This window comes from Serratia sp. X3, from assembly GCF_014982455.1.
In the GTDB taxonomy this organism is placed as follows: domain Bacteria; phylum Pseudomonadota; class Gammaproteobacteria; order Enterobacterales; family Enterobacteriaceae; genus Serratia; species Serratia ureilytica.
On sequence record NZ_JADCNB010000003.1, the window covers coordinates 330,261 to 349,622 of the forward strand.

Annotated in this window: 19 protein-coding genes; 17 read left to right on the plus strand and 2 right to left on the minus strand. The window is 61.4% G+C overall.

Features of this window, described 5'->3' with window-relative positions; genetic code table 11:
* Nucleotides 1-60: 60 nt before the first annotated feature.
* Nucleotides 61-1,053 (plus strand): aldo/keto reductase, encoded by a 993-nt coding sequence (locus IMX17_RS15805; protein WP_046898079.1) that lies wholly within the window; start codon nt 61-63, stop codon nt 1,051-1,053.
* Nucleotides 1,054-1,104: 51 nt separating this feature from the next.
* Here IMX17_RS15805 and rsmC read toward each other — a convergent pair whose 3' ends face one another.
* Nucleotides 1,105-2,145: a 16S rRNA (guanine(1207)-N(2))-methyltransferase RsmC gene (gene rsmC, locus IMX17_RS15810; RefSeq protein ID WP_046898080.1), complete on the minus strand. Its 1,041-nt coding sequence runs from the start codon at nt 2,143-2,145 to the stop codon at nt 1,105-1,107.
* A gap of 146 nt (nt 2,146-2,291) precedes the next feature.
* On the opposite strand from rsmC, the gene IMX17_RS15815 reads away from it, so the two are divergent.
* The 14 genes from IMX17_RS15815 (at nt 2,292) to yjjJ (ending at nt 16,147) form a co-directional block, all read left to right on the plus strand.
* A complete protein-coding gene (locus IMX17_RS15815; protein ID WP_182265261.1) occupies nt 2,292-2,729 on the plus strand; it encodes a DNA polymerase III subunit psi in 438 nt (145 codons plus the stop codon).
* On the plus strand, nt 2,674-3,117 hold the full coding sequence (gene rimI / locus IMX17_RS15820; RefSeq protein ID WP_033641788.1) for a ribosomal protein S18-alanine N-acetyltransferase: 444 nt from the start codon (nt 2,674-2,676) through the stop codon (nt 3,115-3,117). The genes IMX17_RS15815 and rimI overlap by 56 nt, the downstream gene beginning before the upstream one ends.
* 151 nt (nt 3,118-3,268) lie before the next feature.
* Nucleotides 3,269-4,858, plus strand: a complete 1,590-nt coding sequence (gene prfC, locus IMX17_RS15825) for a peptide chain release factor 3 (protein WP_182265262.1) — start codon at nt 3,269-3,271, stop codon at nt 4,856-4,858.
* 516 nt (nt 4,859-5,374) lie between these two features.
* Nucleotides 5,375-5,989 (plus strand): molecular chaperone OsmY, encoded by a 615-nt coding sequence (gene osmY, locus IMX17_RS15830; RefSeq protein WP_046898082.1) that lies wholly within the window; start codon nt 5,375-5,377, stop codon nt 5,987-5,989.
* A gap of 161 nt (nt 5,990-6,150) precedes the next feature.
* Nucleotides 6,151-6,312 carry a DUF1328 domain-containing protein gene (locus tag IMX17_RS15835; RefSeq protein ID WP_004933089.1) on the plus strand — a complete coding sequence of 54 codons (162 nt, stop codon included), beginning with the start codon at nt 6,151-6,153 and terminating at the stop codon, nt 6,310-6,312.
* Nucleotides 6,313-6,380: 68 nt separating this feature from the next.
* A complete protein-coding gene (locus IMX17_RS15840; protein WP_004933086.1) occupies nt 6,381-6,566 on the plus strand; it encodes a hypothetical protein in 186 nt (61 codons plus the stop codon).
* Nucleotides 6,567-6,576: 10 nt separating this feature from the next.
* Nucleotides 6,577-7,695, plus strand: coding sequence for a patatin family protein (locus IMX17_RS15845; protein WP_033651706.1), 1,119 nt, complete (start codon nt 6,577-6,579; stop codon nt 7,693-7,695).
* Nucleotides 7,692-8,474, plus strand: a complete 783-nt coding sequence (locus IMX17_RS15850; RefSeq protein WP_182265263.1) for a TatD family hydrolase — start codon at nt 7,692-7,694, stop codon at nt 8,472-8,474. The genes IMX17_RS15845 and IMX17_RS15850 overlap by 4 nt, the downstream gene beginning before the upstream one ends.
* A gap of 183 nt (nt 8,475-8,657) precedes the next feature.
* Nucleotides 8,658-9,935, plus strand: coding sequence for a NupC/NupG family nucleoside CNT transporter (locus tag IMX17_RS15855; RefSeq protein WP_004933076.1), 1,278 nt, complete (start codon nt 8,658-8,660; stop codon nt 9,933-9,935).
* Nucleotides 9,936-10,305: 370 nt separating this feature from the next.
* Nucleotides 10,306-11,085: a deoxyribose-phosphate aldolase gene (gene deoC / locus IMX17_RS15860; RefSeq protein ID WP_046898085.1), complete on the plus strand. Its 780-nt coding sequence runs from the start codon at nt 10,306-10,308 to the stop codon at nt 11,083-11,085.
* 66 nt (nt 11,086-11,151) lie between these two features.
* A complete protein-coding gene (gene deoA / locus IMX17_RS15865) occupies nt 11,152-12,474 on the plus strand; it encodes a thymidine phosphorylase (RefSeq protein WP_046898086.1) in 1,323 nt (440 codons plus the stop codon).
* Between the two features lie 70 nt (nt 12,475-12,544).
* On the plus strand, nt 12,545-13,768 hold the full coding sequence (deoB, locus tag IMX17_RS15870; RefSeq protein ID WP_033641795.1) for a phosphopentomutase: 1,224 nt from the start codon (nt 12,545-12,547) through the stop codon (nt 13,766-13,768).
* A 166-nt stretch (nt 13,769-13,934) separates the two neighbouring features.
* Nucleotides 13,935-14,666 carry a purine-nucleoside phosphorylase gene (gene deoD / locus IMX17_RS15875; RefSeq protein WP_004933059.1) on the plus strand — a complete coding sequence of 244 codons (732 nt, stop codon included), beginning with the start codon at nt 13,935-13,937 and terminating at the stop codon, nt 14,664-14,666.
* 137 nt (nt 14,667-14,803) lie between these two features.
* Nucleotides 14,804-16,147, plus strand: coding sequence for a type II toxin-antitoxin system HipA family toxin YjjJ (gene yjjJ, locus IMX17_RS15880; RefSeq protein WP_193549966.1), 1,344 nt, complete (start codon nt 14,804-14,806; stop codon nt 16,145-16,147).
* A 1-nt stretch (nt 16,148) separates the two neighbouring features.
* Here the strand turns inward: yjjJ and IMX17_RS15885 are convergent, their stop codons facing one another.
* On the minus strand, nt 16,149-16,832 hold the full coding sequence (locus tag IMX17_RS15885; protein WP_193549967.1) for a YtjB family periplasmic protein: 684 nt from the start codon (nt 16,830-16,832) through the stop codon (nt 16,149-16,151).
* Nucleotides 16,833-16,942: 110 nt separating this feature from the next.
* Between IMX17_RS15885 and serB the strand changes: the two genes are divergently transcribed.
* Both serB and radA read left to right on the plus strand, forming a co-directional pair.
* Nucleotides 16,943-17,920 (plus strand): phosphoserine phosphatase, encoded by a 978-nt coding sequence (serB, locus tag IMX17_RS15890; protein WP_033641797.1) that lies wholly within the window; start codon nt 16,943-16,945, stop codon nt 17,918-17,920.
* A 19-nt stretch (nt 17,921-17,939) separates the two neighbouring features.
* On the plus strand, nt 17,940-19,325 hold the full coding sequence (radA, locus tag IMX17_RS15895) for a DNA repair protein RadA (protein ID WP_025159617.1): 1,386 nt from the start codon (nt 17,940-17,942) through the stop codon (nt 19,323-19,325).
* The last annotated feature ends 37 nt before the right edge of the window (nt 19,326-19,362 follow it).

A 19,362-nucleotide genomic window follows, 5' to 3' on the forward strand; every position in this document is an offset into this window, starting at 1 on the left:
TTTGTCACGTAAACAACCAGACTTTGCTGCGTTATCCATTCACCGCATGAGGGCAGCACAATGCAACAACGTAAACTCGGTTCCCACGGCCCCGTCGTCTCCGCCCTGGGGTTGGGATGCATGGGCATGAGCGACTTCTATTCCACCGGCGCCGATCGGCAGGAAGCCATCGCCACGCTGCACCGGGCGCTGGAGCTGGGCGTCACGCTGCTCGACACCGCCGACATGTATGGCCCGCACACCAACGAAGAGCTGGTGGGGGAAGCGATCAAAGGCAAGCGGCAACAGGTGTTCCTGGCCACCAAGTTCGGCATCCTGCGCGATCCGGCGGATCCTTCGGCGCGCGGCGTCAGCAGCCGACCCGAGTATATCCGGCGCTCCGTCGAGGGCAGCCTGCGGCGCTTGGGCGTGGAGGAGATCGATCTATATTATCAGCACCGGGTCGATCCGCAGGTGCCGATCGAGGACGTCGTGGGCACGATGGCGGATCTGATCCGCGAAGGCAAGATCCGCCACATCGGCCTGAGCGAGGCGTCGGTTGCCACGCTGGAGCGGGCGCACAAGGTGCATCCGATCACCGCGCTGCAGACCGAATATTCGCTGTGGACGCGCGACGCCGAGCAGGGCGTGCTGGCGGCCTGTGAGCGCCTGGGCATCGGCTTTGTGCCCTACAGCCCGTTAGGGCGCGGTTTCCTCACCGGCGCTATCCAGCGGCCGGAGGATCTGGCCGAGGACGACTTCCGCCGCAGCAACCCGCGCTTCCAGGGGGAAAACTTCAGTCGCAATCTGGCGCTGGTGGAGAAGGTGAGCGAGCTGGCGGCGCGGAAGGGCGTTAAACCTTCGCAGCTGGCGCTGGCCTGGGTGTTGGCGCAGGGCGAGCACATCGTGCCGATCCCCGGCACCAAACGCCGTCGCTACCTGGAAGAGAACGTCGCGGCGGCGGAGATAACGCTGAGCGCGGCTGAGCTGGCGGCGATTGAAGCGGTGTTCCCGCTGAGTGCGGCGGCCGGCGATCGCTACGGCGCGGAGTCGATGACCTACATCAACGGTTAAAAAAAAGCGCGGCCTGCTGGCCGCGCTCTGTCGTTTTCCGCCAACGGCGAATTATTTCTTCTTCGGCGCGCGCGGCGGACGGCCGACGGTCGCCTGGTACACCTTGAAGCGGCCGTTCTGCGCCAGCACTTCGTGGCTGCCGAAGGTGGCGTCCAGAATGTCCGGGTAGGGCAGGAAGGCGTTGGCGACAATGCGCAGTTGGCCGCCGATCGGCAAGTGCTTCACCGCGCCGCGGATCAGGGTTTCGGCAGCGGTCAGGCTGGTCTGCAGCCCGTCGTGGAACGGCGGGTTGGAGATGATCATGTCGAAACGGCCGGTGATGTCGGAGTAAACGTTGCTGACGACCACTTCGCCTTCGATGCCGTTGGCGGCCAGCGTCGCGCGGCTGGATTCCACCGCGGCGGCGTTGACGTCGCTGAGGGTCAATTTGACTTTCGGCGACAGCTTGGACATTACCGAGGCCATCACGCCGGCGCCGCAGCCAATGTCCAGCACCTTGCCTTTCATGTGTTTTTCCAGCGTCGACAGCAGCAGCGAGCTGCCGACGTCCAGACCGTCGCGGCTGAACACGCCCGGCAGCGTTTTCACTTCCAGATCGTGCAGCTGATAGCTGTCCCACCAGTCGTTCAGGTCGAACTCGGTCTGCGCGTCCAGGCGGCCGTGATACAGGCCACAGCGGCGCGCGCTGTCGATTTTCACCAGCGTGACGTGGCCTTCCAGCGTTGGCTCGGCGCTGCGCACGCCGCTGCGGTTTTCACCGACCACGAACACGTCCGCGCCCACCGGCAGCAGCGCCAGGATGTTGCACAGCTGGAATTGCGCTTCCTGCTTGCTCTTCGGCCAGTAGTAAACCAGCGTGTCGCAGTCGGCGACGAAAGCGGGATCGACGGTCAAACCGAACTGCACGTTATCGCCCATCGTCCGGTTCAGTAACTGCCAGTGATGGTATTGCTGAGTGTGGACGCGCACGTCCGCGGCCTCGAATTGGGCCGGCAGGCTGTCCTGCAGGTCGCCGGCAAACAGCACGCGGCGTTCGATAAATTCATCACTGTGGCGCAGCATGACTTCACTGGCGGGGGTTAATGCAGACATCAGATATTGGCTCCTGGAAATGAGACCGGGGATTATAGAGCTTTGTGGCGATATGTTCGACGGGTTTGTTGGCGCGGGCTGCGCGGGTTTGTTAGCATAGCGCGGCGCATGGCAGGCATGGCGCACCACAATGGGTAGGAATCGGCATGGCATCAAAACGCGACTGGCTGTTACAACAACTGGGTATTACGCAGTGGACATTGCGCCGCCCGGGCGTGTTGCAGGGCGAAGTGGCGGTCAGTCTGCCGCCCGAGACGCGCCTGCTGGTGGTGGCGCAGACGCTGCCGGTGCCCGACGATCCGCTGTTTTGCGACGTGCTGCGCAGCCTGGGGCTGACGCCGGCGCAAACCTACAGCCTGACGCCGGAACAGGTGGCGATGCTGCCTGAAGAGACCGCATGCAACAGTTGGCGGCTGGGCGTGACGGAACCGCTTGCGGTCGCCGGCGCGCAGCTACACAGCCCGGCGCTGGCCGAGCTTTCCCAAGACGCGGGGGCCAAACGCGCCCTCTGGCAGCAGATTTGTCATCATGAACACGATTTCTACCCTGACGGCGGCCGACCTGGCCACGGCCTTCAACATTGAGCAAGCCAGCCACGCTTTCCCCTGGACGGAAACCACCTTTGCCAGCAATCAGGGCGATCGCTACCTTAACCTGAAGCTGAGCGCCGATGGGGAGATGGCGGGGTTCGCCATCACGCAGATCGTGCTGGACGAAGCCACGTTGTTCAACATCGCCATTCATCCGCAGCACCAGCGCCGGGGCTTTGGCCGCCTGCTGCTCAACGCGTTGATCGAACAGCTGGAGAGTCGCGGCGTGGTTACGCTATGGCTGGAAGTTCGCGCCTCCAACCAGGCGGCGATCGCGCTGTATGAAGATCTCGGTTTCAACGAAGTCACCGTGCGCCGCAATTATTACCCGAGCGCCCACGGCCGCGAAGACGCGATCGTGATGGCGCTGCCGCTGGGGTAATCAGCCCGGCCGGAAAAAGCATTGATTGTCACCGGTTGGCAAATCGGCGAAAATGCCCTGCTGTTATCTTTTATTCACCGCTTTGCCCGGCGCCGCGATCGGCGCGTTCTGATGATGTCGCAGGGCGGACTAACCGTAGAACCTGAAAACCATGTCTCCTAGTGAATTTGCCCGCGAAGTCTCCAAAAGAAGAACTTTCGCCATCATCTCGCACCCCGATGCCGGTAAAACCACCATTACCGAAAAAGTGCTGCTGTTCGGACAGGCGATCCAGACCGCCGGTACGGTAAAAGGCCGTGGTTCCAGCCAGCACGCCAAATCCGACTGGATGGAAATGGAAAAGCAGCGTGGGATCTCGATCACCACCTCGGTGATGCAGTTCCCGTACCGTGACAGCCTGGTTAACCTGCTGGATACCCCGGGGCACGAAGACTTCTCCGAAGATACTTACCGTACCCTGACCGCCGTGGACTGCTGTCTGATGGTGATCGACGCCGCCAAGGGCGTTGAGGATCGTACCCGTAAGCTGATGGAAGTCACCCGTCTGCGCGACACGCCGATCCTGACCTTCATGAACAAACTGGACCGCGACATCCGCGATCCGATGGAAGTGATGGACGAAGTCGAGCGCGAACTGAAAATCGCCTGTTCGCCCATCACCTGGCCGATCGGCTGCGGCAAGCTGTTTAAAGGCGTTTACCACCTGTACAAGGATGAAACCTACCTGTACCAGACCGGTAAAGGCCACACCATCCAGGAAGTGCGCATCGTCAAAGGCCTGGACAACCCGGAGCTGGATGCTGCGGTGGGCGAAGATCTGGCGGCGCAGCTGCGCGATGAGCTGGAGCTGGTGCAGGGCGCTTCCCACGAGTTCGATCAGGCGGCGTTCCTGAGCGGCGAGCTGACCCCGGTGTTCTTCGGTACCGCACTCGGCAACTTCGGCGTGGATCATATGCTGGACGGCCTGGTGGCCTGGGCGCCGGCGCCGATGCCGCGCAAAACCGACACCCGTGAAGTGACGGCGGCGGAAGAGAAATTCACCGGCTTCGTGTTCAAGATCCAGGCCAACATGGATCCGAAGCACCGCGACCGCGTGGCCTTTATGCGCGTGGTGTCCGGCCGTTACGAGAAGGGCATGAAGCTGCGTCAGGTGCGCACCGGCAAAGACGTGGTGATCTCCGACGCGCTGACCTTTATGGCCGGCGACCGTTCGCACGTGGAAGAAGCCTATCCGGGCGACATCATCGGTCTGCACAACCATGGCACCATCCAGATCGGCGATACCTTCACTCAGGGTGAAGACATGAAGTTCACCGGCATCCCGAACTTCGCGCCTGAACTGTTCCGCCGCATTCGCCTGCGCGATCCGCTGAAGCAGAAACAGCTGCTAAAGGGGCTGGTGCAGCTGTCGGAAGAGGGCGCGGTGCAGGTGTTCCGCCCGATCGCAAACAACGATTTGATCGTCGGCGCGGTCGGCGTGCTGCAGTTCGACGTGGTCGTGGCGCGTTTGAAGAGCGAGTACAACGTGGAAGCGCTGTATGAGTCGGTCAACGTGTCGACGGCGCGCTGGGTCGAGTGCGACGACGTGAAGAAGTTCGAAGAGTTCAAGCGCAAGAACGAGATCAACCTGGCGCTGGACGGTGGGGATAACCTGTCCTACATCGCGCCGACCATGGTGAACCTCAACCTGACGCAGGAACGTTATCCTGACGTGACCTTCCGCAAGACCCGCGAACACTGATACATCGGCAGGGCGCCCGGTGCGCCCTGCCAATTCTCCGTATTCTCACTCCGCTAATTAATAAATCTTCCTCATATTTTATCCTGCGAATCGATGTCGCCCAGGCGAGACGCGATTGGCCTGCGTTTTCCGCCGCATGGTCTATCTTTAACGAGATGTCCGCACATTGCTTGAGAGTAAATCACTGTAATACGCTGATTGTTTGGTGAGTTATTCTGATGTGTTGCCGATAGGAGACAGTCTGTTTCCTTAAATATCAATGAGATGACTGTTTTACCGTTTCGTGTCACTTGGTCTGTCGTCAATAGGCGACAGTTTTTTGATTAAAAATCCGACTCAACGCTTTTTTTGTTTGATTTCTAAGGTGTTTATGGAGTTGGCACGGCGGTTGCAATATTCCTGTCGTGAACGCTTAATCGTATAGCGATGATGAAGTATTTACCGAGAGGCCGGGTGAAGGCGGCTGAAGGGTTCCGGCGCTCTGGCGCTGGGGCCCCCAACAAAAGGAAGAGATCGATGAAAAAGACCAAATTTGCACACTCGCTGATGGCTGTTGTTTTGGGTTCTGCTTTGGTGAGCGGCACTGCGCTGGCCGAAGACAGTCTGCTCAACAAGGCGTCTAACGCCGCGGACAGTGCCGGTGCCAAAATCGATAGCTCCATGAAAAAAGTTGACGGTTACATGGATGACAGCGCGATAACGGCTAAAGTTAAAAGTGCATTGGTGGACGATAAGAGCATCAAAAGCACTGACATTTCGGTGAAAACCGAAAAAGGCACGGTGACCCTGAGTGGGTTTGTCGGCAGCCAGGCGCAGGCGGAGCATGCGGTTGCGGTTGCCGGCAAGGTGGAAGGCGTCAAAACCGTCAGCGACAAGCTGCACGTGAAAGATGAAGCCAACCAGTCGATCAAATCGTATGCCGGCGACACCGCCACCACCAGCGAGCTGAAAGCCAAGCTGCTGGCCGATGACATCGTGCCGTCGCGCAATGTGAAAGTGGAAACCACCGATGGCGTGGTGCAGCTTTCCGGTGAAGTGAAAACGCAGGCGCAGTCTGAGCGTGCCGAAAGCATCGCCAAGGCTATCGACGGCGTGAAAAGCGTGAAAAACGACCTGGTGGTCAAGCAGTAATCCCGCCAGGCGCCCGTAACAAGTAACCACAAGCCGCATCTGTCGGGCCGTCAAGGCGGCCCGACGTGTACCACCAAAAAAAGAAACTGATTTGCCGTCGATGTCCCGTTGTCGGGGCGGTAGACGGCAGCGAATTTTTTCACAATGGTAAGGAGAAGCTTATGTTTCGTTGGGGCATTATCTTTTTAGTCATCGCGCTTATCGCTGCGGCGCTGGGGTTCGGTTCGCTGGCGGGCACCGCCGCCTGGGCCGCCAAAGTCGTGTTCGTTGTCGGCATCATCCTGTTCCTGGTCAGTCTGTTCACCGGCCGTCGGCGCCCTTAGCCGGCCGGCATTTTCCTGCAAACTGTAACAAAGCTTAATTCCTTTTCTCACGTCGGGGAGGGCCGGCCATGAACAGCGACATCATCGTCGGGCGCTGGAAACAGCTGAAAGGTCAGGTATGGCAGGCTTGGGCCGAATGGTCCGGCAGCGATGGTGCCTGGTTGGCCGGCAGCAATGATTTCCTCGTCGGCGTGCTGCAAGAGGATTACGGAAGAGAGCGAGACGCGGTATCCTCGGAGAAAACGTCTCACTGAGGATGCCAAGTTGGGATACAGAATACCCATCACGCTCGGCAATATAGAACCGCTGGCGTCTAAACCTTTTCGACCAGGAAAAATGGCGTTGGTCTGCGAAGGCGGCGGCCAGCGCGGCATTTTCACCGCCGGCGTGCTGGACGAGTTTCAGCGCGCGGGCTTTAACCCTTTCGATCTGCTGATCGGCACATCGGCCGGCGCTCAGAATCTGTCTGCCTATATCTGCGGGCAGATGGGCTACGCGCGCCGGGTGATCACCCGTTACACCACTTCGGCACAGTTCTTCAATCCGCTGCGCTTCGTGCGCGGCGGGCATCTGATCGATCTCGATTGGCTGGTTGATACGGCGGCGGCGCAGATGCCGCTGGCGATGGACGTGGCGGAACAGCATTTTACCGACGGGCGCGAATTCCTGCTGTGCGCCTGCCGCAGCGACGATTTCGAACCGACCTATCTGCCGGCGCAGCGCGAACGCTGGCTGCCGGCCATCAAGGCGTCCAGCGCCATTCCCGGCTTCTACCGTCAGGGCGTGGAGTTGGACGGCGTCAGCTATCAGGACGGCGGCATCAGCGATGCGATCCCGGTGGAAGAGGCCTATCGCCGCGGCGCCGACACCATCGTGGTGATCCGCACCGTGCCTTCGCAAATGTACTACACCCCGCAGTGGATGAAGCGCATGGAGCATTGGCTGAGCGACAGCAGCCTGCAGCAGATGGTGCGCATCCTGCAGCATCACGAGCAAAGCTATCACCGCATCCAGCGCTTTATCGAAAAGCCGCCGGGCAAGCTGCGCATCTTCGAGATCTTCCCGCCGAAGCCGCTGGCCAGCAATGCGCTCGGCAGCCGATTGGGGGCGCTCAATCAGGATTATCACCTGGGGCGCCGCTGCGGCCGCTACTTCCTGGCCACCGTCGGCCAGTGGATGGCGCAGCAGGAGCCCGACGGCATGAAGGTACGAAAAGCGCTGTCGCGCCGCCTGATCCAGCCGGAGAACGTCAGAATGCCTTCGCCGATCGTGACCGACATCGCCATGCCCACCGAGCGGGCGGCGCAGCCGGAGGCCGCGGTGGCGGCGCCGAAAATCATCCTGCCGGGCGATCTGCCGCCGGGTGAAGGGGGCGCGCTGTGAGTTACGCCTTTACCGACACCCACTGCCATTTCGATTTTCCACCCTTTACCGGGCATGAGGCCGAGAGCCTGGCGCGGGCGGCAAGCGCCGGCGTAAAGCGCATCATCGTCCCGACGGTCACCGCCGATCGCTTCGCGCGGGTGTTGCGGCTGGCGCAGGAGCATGCGCCGCTGTTCGCCGCGCTGGGGCTGCACCCGCTGTATATCGCGCAGCATCATGAGCCGCAGCTGGAACAGTTGGCGGCGCTGCTGGCCGAACGGCCGCACAAGCTGGTGGCGGTGGGGGAAATCGGGCTCGATCTGTATATGGACAACCCGCAGTTCGAGCGGCAGCAAAGCGTGCTGCTGGCCCAACTGAAGCTGGCGAAACAGCATGACCTGCCGGTGATCCTGCACTCGCGCCGCACTCACGATCAGCTGGCCGCGGCGCTGCGGCGCATGCAGCTGCCGCGCCGCGGCGTGGTGCACGGCTTTGCCGGCAGCCTGTCGCAGGCGCAGGCGTTTATCCGCCTCGGCTATTACATCGGCGTGGGCGGCACCATCACCTATGAGCGGGCGCAGAAAACGCGCGCCGTGATGGCGCAGCTGCCGCTTGAGGCGCTGCTGCTGGAGACCGATGCGCCGGACATGCCGCTGGCCGGCTATCAGGGGCAACCGAACCGCCCCGAACGCGCCGCCGAGGTGTTTCACGCGCTGTGCGAACTGCGGCCGGAACCTGCCGACGAGATCGCCGCCCACCTGCAACGCAATACTCAGGCGCTGTTCGCCATGCCGGATTGAGATGATCATAATGTGACGCGCGTCACGTTATAAGATTTTCATTTGCGTCTCGTTGTATACATTTGTGACATAAATCGGTGCGAGGGTGACCTCGCTCAGTATAATCCCCCCGAAACTCTCCAATAGCAGACCTCTCTTCATGAGCAGGGATGTATTTTATTTTTTGCAACAGGGAAACTTTGCATGCAACTCATCATGAGTCTGGTCGGGATGGCGGTGCTGATCGCCATTGCGGTGCTGCTCTCCAGCAACCGTCGGGCCATCAAACTGCGCACCGTGGTGTGGGCGTTCATCATTCAGGTCGGTATCGGCGCGCTGGTGCTGTACGTGCCGCTGGGCCGCAGCATCCTCGGCAGTATGTCTAACGGCGTGGCAAACGTTATCGCTTACGGCAATCAGGGCATTTCGTTCATCTTCGGCGGGCTGGTGTCCGACAAGATGTTCGAGGTGTTCGGCGGCGGCGGCTTCGTGTTCGCGCTGCGCGTCCTGCCGGTGATCGTGTTCTTCTCCTCGCTGATTGCGGTGCTGTACTACCTCGGCATCATGCAGTTGGTGATCCGCGTGCTGGGCGGCGGCCTGCACAAGCTGCTGGGCACCTCGCGCACCGAATCGCTGTCGGCGACCGCCAACATTTTCGTCGGCCAGACCGAAGCGCCGCTGGTGGTGCGTCCGTATATCGCCACCATGAGCCAGTCAGAACTGTTCGCCGTGATGTGCGGCGGCCTGGCTTCGGTGGCCGGTTCGGTGCTGGCGGGATACGCGCAGATGGGCGTGCCGCTGGAATACCTGATCGCCGCGTCCTTCATGGCCGCGCCGGGCGGGCTGCTGTTTGCCAAGCTGATGGTGCCGGAAACCGAGCAGACCCACGATAAAGACGATGCGATGAAACTGATCGCCGAAGAGGATCGTCCGGCCAACGTGATCGATGCGGCGGCTTCCGGCGCGGCTTCCGGCATGCAGCTGGCGCTGAACGTCGGCGCGATGCTGCTGGCGTTTATCGCGCTGATCGCCTTGCTCAACGGCATTCTCGGCGGTATCGGCGGCTGGTTCGATTACCCGCAGCTGTCGCTCGAGCTGATCCTCGGCTGGGTGTTCTCGCCGATCGCCTTCCTGATTGGCGTGCCGTGGAGTGAAGCGATGACCGCCGGTTCGTTTATCGGCCAGAAGATCATCGTCAACGAGTTTGTCGCCTATATGAACTTCGGCGCCTATCTGCGCCCGGACGATGTGGTGGCGGCGGAAGGCCTGCAGGTGCTGTCAACGCACACCAAGGCGATCATCTCCTTTGCGCTGTGCGGTTTCGCCAACCTCTCCTCGGTGGCGATCCTGCTGGGCGGTTTGGGCAGCATGGCACCCAACCGTCGCCATGACATCGCGCGTTTCGGTCTGAAGGCCGTGGCGGCAGGCACGCTGTCCAACCTGATGAGCGCCACCATCGCCGGTTTCTTCCTGGCGCTGTAAGCCCTCGCTGAGCCCGCGCCGGCGAGACCGATCGCGGGACTCCGCCTATACTCTAAGCAACGCGGGTGTTCGCCGCACCCGCGATCTTCAGCCGCTTCTTTAGCGAATTTGTGAACGATATCGCGTTATTTTGTGATGTTCTTCACATATAATTCCGGTCTGTTACAGTGCTATTTCATATAGTGTGACGATGAACGCGAATCGCCCCCGGCATTCGTGTTCAAATAGCTATTACTGGCCAGCCGCAAGGCGGGTGGCCATGTGCGGTGAGAAGGATCTCAGTTGCCGCCGCGGGAACGCCGTTCCCCTGCGCTATCTTCATGGAACCAAGTCCGCTCGCCAACACCCAGGTACTCAGTTGGAGAGTTTTATGACCGAATTAACCGCAGCAGCGCAACGTGCGCTGAACTTGATGGATTTAACCACGCTGAACGATGATGACACCGACGAGAAAGTGATCGCCCTCTGTCGTCAGGCCAACAGCCCGGCCGGCCACACGGCGGCCATCTGCATCTACCCGCGTTTTATCCCGGTGGCGCGTAAGGCGCTGCGCGAGCAAGGCACGCCGGACATCCGTATCGCCACCGTGACCAACTTCCCGCATGGCAACGACGATATCGACATCGCGTTGGCGGAAACCCGCGCGGCGATCGCCTATGGGGCGGATGAAGTGGACGTGGTGTTCCCTTACCGCGCGCTGATCGCCGGCAATGAGCAGGTCGGTTTCGAGCTGGTGAAACAGTGCAAACAGGCTTGCCAGGCGGCCAACGTGCTGCTGAAAGTGATCATCGAAACCGGTGAGCTGAAGCAGGCCGATCTGATCCGCAAGGCGTCCGAGATCGCCATCAAGGCCGGCGCCGACTTTATCAAGACCTCCACCGGCAAGGTGCCGGTCAACGCCACCCTGGAGAGCGCCGAGCTGATGATGTCGGTGATCCGCGATCTGGGCGTGGCGAAGACGGTGGGCTTCAAGCCGGCCGGCGGCGTGCGCACCGCGGAAGACGCGCTACATTATCTGCAACTTGCCGATCGTATTCTGGGCGAAGGGTGGGCCGACGCGCGGCATTTCCGCTTTGGCGCTTCCAGCCTGCTGGCCAGCTTGCTGGCCGCGCTGGGCCACCAAACCCAGACCGCCGGCGGCGGCTACTGATCGATATCGTTGGCGGGCGCCAGGCGCGCCCGTCTGCACCGACTCTCGGCGACACAGGGGGATGCCTTGTTCCTGGCTCAAGAAATTATTCGTAAAAAACGCGACGGCCAGCCGTTAAGCGAAGCGGAAATCCGCTTTTTCATCAACGGCATTCGCGACAATGTGGTGTCGGAAGGGCAGATCGCCGCGCTGGCGATGACCATTTATTTCCATGACATGAGCATGCCGGAGCGCGTGGCTCTCACCATGGCGATGCGCGATTCCGGCACCGTGCTGGACTGGAAGAGTTTGGCGCTGAACGGCCCGATCGTCGACAAGCATTCGACCGGCGGCGTGGGCGACGTGACTTCGCTGATGCTCGGCCCGATGGTGGCAGCCTGCGGCGGCTATGTGCCGATGATCTCCGGCCGCGGCCTGGGGCATACCGGCGGCACGCTGGACAAACTGGAAGCCATTCCGGGCTTCAATATTTTCCCGGACGATAACGCCTTCCGCAAAATCATTCAGGACGTCGGCGTGGCGATCATCGGCCAGACCAGCTCGCTGGCGCCGGCGGACAAGCGTTTTTACGCCACCCGCGATATCACCGCCACCGTGGATTCTATCCCGCTGATCACCGCCTCCATTCTGGCCAAGAAGCTGGCGGAAGGGTTGGATGCGCTGGTGATGGACGTGAAGGTCGGCTCCGGCGCCTTTATGCCGACCTATGCCCTGTCGCAAGATTTGGCGCAGGCGATCGTCGGCGTGGCCAACGGCGCGGGCTGCAAGACCACCGCGCTGCTGACCGACATGAATCAGGTGCTGGCTTCCAGCGCCGGCAACGCGGTGGAAGTGCGCGAAGCGGTGCGCTTCCTGACCGGTGAATACCGCAACCCGCGCCTGCTGGAAGTGACGCTGGCGCTGAGCGTAGAGATGCTGTTGTCCGGCGGCCTGGCGCAAGACGAGGCCGACGCGCGCGCCAAGCTGCAGGCGGTGCTGGATAACGGCAAGGCGGCGGAGGTGTTTGGCCGCATGGTGGCGGCGCAGCAGGGGCCGATAGACTTCGTCGAACGCTACGATAGCTATCTGCCGGCGGCAACGCTGAGCAAGCCGGTGTATGCTGAAAAGCCGGGCATCATCAGCGCCATGGATACCCGTGCGCTGGGCATGGCGGTGGTGTCGTTGGGCGGCGGCCGCCGTCGGGCGAGCGACGCCATCGATTACAGCGTCGGCCTGACCGAGATGGCGCGCCTGGGCGATACGGCGGATTCCCAGCAGCCGCTGGCGATGATCCACGCCAACGATGAAGAGAGCTGGCAGCAGGCGGCCGATGCGGTGCGCAGCGCGATGACGCTGAGCGATAAAGCGCCGGAAGCGACGCCGGTAGTGTATAAGCGCATCACGGAATAACCCAAGAATCAGGAACGGCTGCGGCTTTTTCGCGGCCGTCCAAAGCGTGAGAACACGCAGGAGAGCACAGATGAAACGTACATTTATTATGGTATTGGACTCCTTCGGCATCGGCGCCAGCGAAGACGCCGAACGTTTTGGCGATCAGGGTTCCGACACCCTGGGCCACATCGCCGAGGTTTGCGCGCGCGGTGAGGCCAACGTGGGCCGTCAGGGCCCGCTGACGCTGCCTAACCTGAGCCGTCTGGGCCTCGGCAAAGCGGCGGAAGAGTCCACCGGCAACTTCCCGCAGGGGCTGGATCGCAACGCCGACATCATCGGCGCCTACGGCTACGCCAGCGAGCTCTCTTCCGGTAAAGACACGCCGTCGGGCCACTGGGAAATCGCCGGCGTGCCGGTGCTGTTCGACTGGGGCTACTTCAAGGACGAGCACAACAGCTTCCCGCAGGCGCTGCTGGATAAGCTGGTGGAGCGCGCCAATCTGCCGGGCTACCTGGGCAACTGCCACTCATCCGGCACCGTGATCCTCGATCAGTTGGGTGAAGAGCACATGAAAACCGGCAAGCCGATTTTCTACACCTCCGCCGACTCGGTATTCCAGATCGCCTGTCATGAAGAGACCTTCGGCCTGGAGCGCCTGTATGAGCTGTGCGAAATCGCGCGTGAAGAGCTGACCGAAGGCGGTTACAACATCGGCCGCGTGATCGCGCGTCCGTTCGTCGGCGACAAGCCGGGTCACTTCCAGCGCACCGGCAACCGCCACGATCTGGCGGTAGAGCCGCCGGCGCCGACCGTGCTGAAAAAGCTGGTGGACGAGAAGGGCGGCGAAGTGGTGTCGATCGGTAAAATCGCCGACATCTACGCCAACGTCGGCATCACCAAGAAGGTGAAGGCGACCGGCATCGACGCGCTGTTCGACGCGACCCTGATCGAAATGGAAAAGGCCGGCGACAACACCATCGTGTTCACCAACTTCGTGGACTTCGACTCCTCCTACGGTCACCGTCGCGACGTGGCGGGCTACGCCGCCGCGCTGGAGTTGTTCGACCGCCGCCTGCCGGAACTGCTGAAGCTGGTGAAAGACGAAGACATCATCATCTTCACCGCCGACCACGGCTGCGATCCGACCTGGAGCGGCACCGACCACACCCGCGAGCACATCCCGGTGCTGGTCTACGGCCCGAAAGTGAAACCGGGTTCGCTGGGCCACCGCGAGACCTTCGCCGACATCGGCCAGACCGTCGCCAATTACTTTGGCCTGTCGCCGATGGATTACGGTAAGACCCTGTTCTAAGCCCTGTCTTTCAAGCCGCAGCGTTGTTAGCTTCACGCGTGAACCCCAGTCGCTTACTCAAGTAAGCTCCTGGGGATTCACCCGCCAGCTGCCTGGCTGCAACTCGAAATTCAAGGCTTGGATGTTTGACGTTTTTATTAAATAAGATTTCTAAAGGAAGAAAATTATGGCTACGCCGCACATTAATGCTGAGATGGGTGATTTCGCTGACGTAGTACTGATGCCGGGCGACCCGCTGCGCGCAAAATACATCGCCGAAACCTTCCTGGAAGGCGCGGTGGAAGTGAACAACGTGCGCGGCATGTTGGGTTTCACCGGCACCTACAAAGGCCGCCGCATCTCCGTAATGGGCCACGGCATGGGCATTCCGTCCTGCTCCATCTACGCGCGCGAGCTGATCGCCGAATTCGGCGTGAAGAAGATCATTCGCGTGGGTTCCTGCGGCGCGGTGCGTGACGATATCAAACTGCGCGACGTGGTGATCGGCATGGGCGCGTGCACCGACTCTAAGGTGAACCGTCTGCGCTTCAAGGACAACGACTACGCGGCGATCGCCGACTTCGACATGGTGCGCAACGCGGTCGACGCGGCGGCGGCGCAGGGCATCCCGGCGCGCGTGGGCAACATCTTCTCCGCCGATCTGTTCTACACCCCGGATCCGGATATGTTCCAGGTGATGAAGAAGTACGGCATCCTGGGCGTGGAAATGGAAGCGGCCGGCATCTACGGCGTGGCGGCGGAGCTGTACGAAGAGTTCGGCTGTAAGGCGCTGACCATCTGCACCGTGTCCGACCACATCCTGCGTCACGAAGCGACCACGGCGGCGGAACGCCAGACCACCTTTAACGAAATGATCGTTATCGCGCTGGAATCCGTGCTGCTGGGCGACAAAGCGTAATACCGCGGCGGGCGTCGTCATGGCGCCCGCCCGTCAATCTATTCATTCCGCACGGCCGTTTTTGGCTAACGCTTTACCTTCCTGTCATTTAACGCTATTACTTCCTCTATCAATCTATTCACCAATCTATTCATCCGATGCTCACCGTTGAACAAGTTTTGCGTCATGGGCCGGCCACGGCTCGTCAACTGACAGAAGCGTTGGGCATCAGCCAGCCGACGCTGTCGCGCCGTATCCGCGAATTGGCGGGCGCCGTATTGATCCTCGGTAAAGGTAAGGCGACGCGCTATGTATTGCGGCGCGGGATCGGCGGTGAGAGGCAGTTTCCGCTGTATCGGGTTGATGAACGGGGCAAGGCGCACCTGTTTGCCACGCTGTGCCCGCTGTATCCTGCCGATAACTGTGCGGTGTGCGATGAGCGCAGCGGAGAGTGGCAGCTCTATGACGGCCTGCCATGGTATCTGAATGACCTGCGGCCGATTGGCTTTCTTGGGCGAGCCTGGGGCAAAGCGGCGGCCCACGAGTTGAATTTGCCGGAGGATGTGCGGCGATGGGATGAGGGCCAACGTCTGTTGGCGCTCTGCCGTTATGGCGAAGACATGACCGGCGATTTGCTGCCTGGCGCCGACAGCTATCAGCGTTGGTTGATGCGGGATACTGCCGTCGCTATCGCGGCGGAAGATAAAATCGAGCATTACGCCGCATTGTCCGTCCAGGCGCTGGCCGGGGAGTTGGTGGGTTCCTCCGCCGGTGGCGAACAACCCAAATTTGCCGCCTATGCTGAGCTGACGCCTGGGCATCGTGCGCATGTTTTGGTGAAGTTCAGTCTGGCGCCGACGCATGTCATTGCACAGCGCTGGAGCGATTTGCTGATCGCCGAGTCGCTGGCGTTGCAGACGGTCGCCGCTGCGGGATTACCTGCCGCAACGGCGCAAATCCTGTTCGGTGCCGATCGGCAATGCTTTTTAGAGGTAGAACGCTTTGATCGCATCGGCGAAGAAGGGCGGGTGGCGATGGTGTCGCTGGAGGCGCTGGATGCCGAGTTCAGCGGCAGCGGCCACGTCAACTGGGTCGTGGCGGCTAATCGGCTATTGCAGCAAGGCGTGATCGATCATTCTGCCTGCCAACGGATTGCCTTGTATTGGGCCTTCGGCCGATTGATCGCCAATAGCGATATGCACCAGGGCAATCTGTCGTTCTTGCGGCCAACGCAGCGGCCGGTCATGTTGGCGCCTTTGTACGATATGCTGCCGATGGCTTTTGCCCCGGCAAGCAGCGGCAATCTGCGCCATGACGCGGTGGAGATCCGTTTGAGCAATGAGGTGGGCGGTGCTGTCTGGCGGCAAGCGGAGCTATTGGCTCGCGAGTTCTGGCAGAGAACGGCGCAACATGACGACATCAGCGATGCCTTCCGCGCGATTGCTGAGCAAATGCTGGCGCAACTGCAGAAGCTGCACGAACGCATTCAACGCCTGGCCTGAGTTATTCCTTCTTCGGCGCTTCCTGCTTTGTTTCCGGCGCATCCTCTTCGTCGTCTTCCACGGTATTGCCTTCTGCCAACGGCGTGTTGGCGGTCAACAGGTAGGGCGACTGCTGCCAGCGGCTGCGGCGGTGTTGCAGCAGGGTACGCGCCAGAATGATGCCGATCGCCAGCGCCAGCAGGATCATCAGGCGCAGCAGGTTGGTGGTGTTGTCCACCTGCTTGGATTCGGTCGCCAGCACGTGGGTGTCGAGGGTGATGCGGATAAAGCCGATCGGGCCGTCTTTGCCCTGAATGGATTCGACCAACTGGTGGTTGAAGTAGCTGCCGGCGCGTTTGCCGTCGAGCGACAGGCGATCGCGTATACTTATCTGTTCCCCGGCGTGGGAGACCAGCGTGCCGTCCAGCTGATACACGCTGACGTCGAGAATGCGGCTGTGATCGGTGAGCTGCTTGAGGATGGCGTCGATGCGCGGATTGTTGCCGTCGTCGTCCAGCAGCGGCGCCAGGCTGTAGGCGACCTGTTTGGTCAGCGTCTGCGCCAGCTCTTCAACCTGCTCGGATCGCGCCATTTGGTGACTCAGGCTAAAATAAGAGGCGCCCTGCATCAGCAGCACCAGCAAAGCCAGGCAAATCAGGATAATAGCGGTGCGGTGCAGGCGAAATTTCAGTTTAGCGCGAGCCATGCAGGTTCCTTGGGCATCGGGGACACTTTATGTTGCCAGAACCGCTGGCGATAGGATAGCTTGATGCGTCGTTTTATCATGCAGCGTTTTTGTCCATTCAGGAGTCAATGATGTCAAACAGTCTGACCTATTGCGATCTTCCGGCGGAGATCTCTCAATGGCCGGGTCTTCCCCTTTCGCTCAGCGGCGACGAAGTGATGCCGCTGGACTACCGGGCGGGCAATACCGGGTGGCTGTTATATGGCAGGGAGCTGGACAAGGCGCGCATTACCCAATTCCAACGCAAGCTGGGCGCGGCGATGGTGATCGTCACCGCCTGGGGCGTGGACGACTATCAGGTGGTGCGGCTGGCGGGCACCTTGACGCCGCGTGCCAAGCTGCTGGCGGCGGAGAGCGGGCTGGATGTGGCGCCGCTCGGCAAAATCCCGCACCTGCGCACGCCGGGGCTGCTGGTGATGGACATGGATTCAACGGCGATCGAGATCGAGTGTATCGATGAAATCGCCAAGCTGGCGGGCGTCGGCGAGCAGGTGGCGGAAGTGACCGAACGCGCGATGCGCGGCGAGCTGGACTTTACCGCCAGCCTGCGCCAGCGCGTCGGTACGCTGAAAGGGGCCGACGCCAACATCCTCAAGCAGGTGCGCGACGAGCTGCCGCTGATGCCGGGGCTGACCAGCCTGGTGGGCAAGCTGCAGGCGATGGGCTGGCATGTGGCGATCGCCTCCGGCGGTTTCACCTACTACGCCGAATACCTGCGCAACCGGCTGCGGCTGGTGGCGGCGGCGGCCAACGAGCTGGAGATCCGCGACGGCAAGCTGACCGGCGAAGTGCTGGGGCCGGTGGTGGACGCGCAGTTCAAAGCCGATACGCTGCTGCGGCTGGCGGAGAAGCTGGAGATCCCGCTGGCGCAGACTGTGGCCATCGGCGACGGCGCCAACGATTTGAAAATGATGCAGGCGGCGGGGCTGGGCATCGCCTACCACGCCAAACCGAAAGTGTATGAAAAAGCGCAGGTGGCGATCCGGCATGCGGATCTGATGGGCGTGCTGTGTATTCTCACCGGCAGCCTGAAACACGAAGTGCGATAACGAAAGATTGAGGTAAGACGTGGCAAAAGCGGCAAAACGGGCATTTGTGTGCAATGAGTGCGGGGCGGACTATCCGCGTTGGCAGGGGCAGTGCAGCGCCTGCCATGCCTGGAACACCATCACGGAAGTGCGTTTGGCCGCGTCGCCCGCTGCGGCGCGCAACGATCGCCTCAGCGGCTATGCCGGCGACGCCGGCGTCAGCAAAGTGCAGAAGCTGTCGGAAATCAGCCTTGAGGCGCTGCCGCGCTTCACCACCGGCTTTCTCGAGTTCGATCGCGTGTTGGGCGGCGGCGTGGTGCCCGGCAGCGCCATTCTGATCGGCGGCAACCCCGGCGCCGGCAAGAGCACCCTGTTGCTGCAGGTGCTGTGCAAACTGTCCGAACAGATGAAAACCCTGTACGTCACCGGCGAGGAATCGCTGCAGCAGGTGGCGATGCGCGCCCACCGTCTGGGGCTACCGACCGGCGGCCTGAACATGCTGTCGGAAACCAGCATCGAGCAGATCTGCCTGATCGCCGAGCAGGAACAGCCGAAGCTGATGGTGATCGACTCGATTCAGGTGATGCACATGGCGGACATTCAGTCTTCGCCGGGCAGCGTGGCGCAGGTGCGGGAAACCGCCGCCTATCTGACACGCTTCGCCAAGACGCGCGGCGTGGCGATCGTGATGGTCGGCCACGTCACCAAAGACGGCTCGCTGGCCGGGCCGAAAGTGCTGGAACACTGCATCGACTGTTCGGTGCTGCTGGACGGCGACGCCGATTCCCGCTTCCGCACCCTGCGCAGCCACAAGAACCGCTTCGGCGCGGTCAACGAGCTGGGGGTGTTCGCCATGACCGAACAGGGGCTGCGCGAAGTGAGCAACCCTTCGGCTATCTTCCTCAGCCGCGGCGACGAAGTCACCTCCGGCAGTTCGGTGATGGTGGTGTGGGAAGGCACCCGGCCGCTGCTGGTGGAGATCCAGGCGCTGGTGGATCATTCGATGATGTCCAACCCGCGCCGCGTGGCGGTGGGCCTGGAGCAGAACCGGTTGGCGATCCTGCTGGCGGTGCTGCACCGGCACGGCGGGCTGCAGATGTCGGATCAGGACGTGTTCGTCAACGTGGTCGGCGGGGTGAAGGTTAGCGAGACCAGCGCCGATCTGGCGCTGCTGATGTCGTTGGTCTCAAGCCTGCGCGATCGGCCGCTGCCGAACGATTTGGTGGTGTTCGGCGAAGTGGGGTTGGCGGGTGAGATCCGTCCGGTGCCGAGCGGTCAGGAACGTATCTCCGAAGCGGCCAAGCACGGCTTCAAGCGCGCCATCGTGCCGCACGGCAATATGCCGAAAAAGCCGCCGGCCAACATGCAGGTGTTCGGGGTCAAGAAGCTGGCGGACGCGCTGGACGTGCTGGAAGAGTTTTATTAATGTCGCCGGCGGCGAGAGAGATATGCTATTTTGTTTA

Bases quoted from the DNA above. Each gene is read 5' to 3' on its own strand.
- IMX17_RS15885 (WP_193549967.1), bottom strand. From the start codon at position 16,832: ATGGCTCGCGCTAAACTGAAATTTCGCCTGCACCGCACCGCTATTATC.
- serB (WP_033641797.1), top strand. From the start codon at position 16,943: ATGTCAAACAGTCTGACCTATTGCGATCTTCCGGCGGAGATCTCTCAA.
- yjjJ (WP_193549966.1), top strand. From the start codon at position 14,804: ATGCTCACCGTTGAACAAGTTTTGCGTCATGGGCCGGCCACGGCTCGT.
- IMX17_RS15855 (WP_004933076.1), top strand. From the start codon at position 8,658: ATGCAACTCATCATGAGTCTGGTCGGGATGGCGGTGCTGATCGCCATT.
- osmY (WP_046898082.1), top strand. From the start codon at position 5,375: ATGAAAAAGACCAAATTTGCACACTCGCTGATGGCTGTTGTTTTGGGT.
- deoC (WP_046898085.1), top strand. From the start codon at position 10,306: ATGACCGAATTAACCGCAGCAGCGCAACGTGCGCTGAACTTGATGGAT.
- rimI (WP_033641788.1), top strand. From the start codon at position 2,674: ATGAACACGATTTCTACCCTGACGGCGGCCGACCTGGCCACGGCCTTC.
- deoD (WP_004933059.1), top strand. From the start codon at position 13,935: ATGGCTACGCCGCACATTAATGCTGAGATGGGTGATTTCGCTGACGTA.
- prfC (WP_182265262.1), top strand. From the start codon at position 3,269: ATGTCTCCTAGTGAATTTGCCCGCGAAGTCTCCAAAAGAAGAACTTTC.
- IMX17_RS15805 (WP_046898079.1), top strand. From the start codon at position 61: ATGCAACAACGTAAACTCGGTTCCCACGGCCCCGTCGTCTCCGCCCTG.
- rsmC (WP_046898080.1), bottom strand. From the start codon at position 2,145: ATGTCTGCATTAACCCCCGCCAGTGAAGTCATGCTGCGCCACAGTGAT.
- deoB (WP_033641795.1), top strand. From the start codon at position 12,545: ATGAAACGTACATTTATTATGGTATTGGACTCCTTCGGCATCGGCGCC.
- IMX17_RS15835 (WP_004933089.1), top strand. From the start codon at position 6,151: ATGTTTCGTTGGGGCATTATCTTTTTAGTCATCGCGCTTATCGCTGCG.
- IMX17_RS15840 (WP_004933086.1), top strand. From the start codon at position 6,381: ATGAACAGCGACATCATCGTCGGGCGCTGGAAACAGCTGAAAGGTCAG.
- IMX17_RS15815 (WP_182265261.1), top strand. From the start codon at position 2,292: ATGGCATCAAAACGCGACTGGCTGTTACAACAACTGGGTATTACGCAG.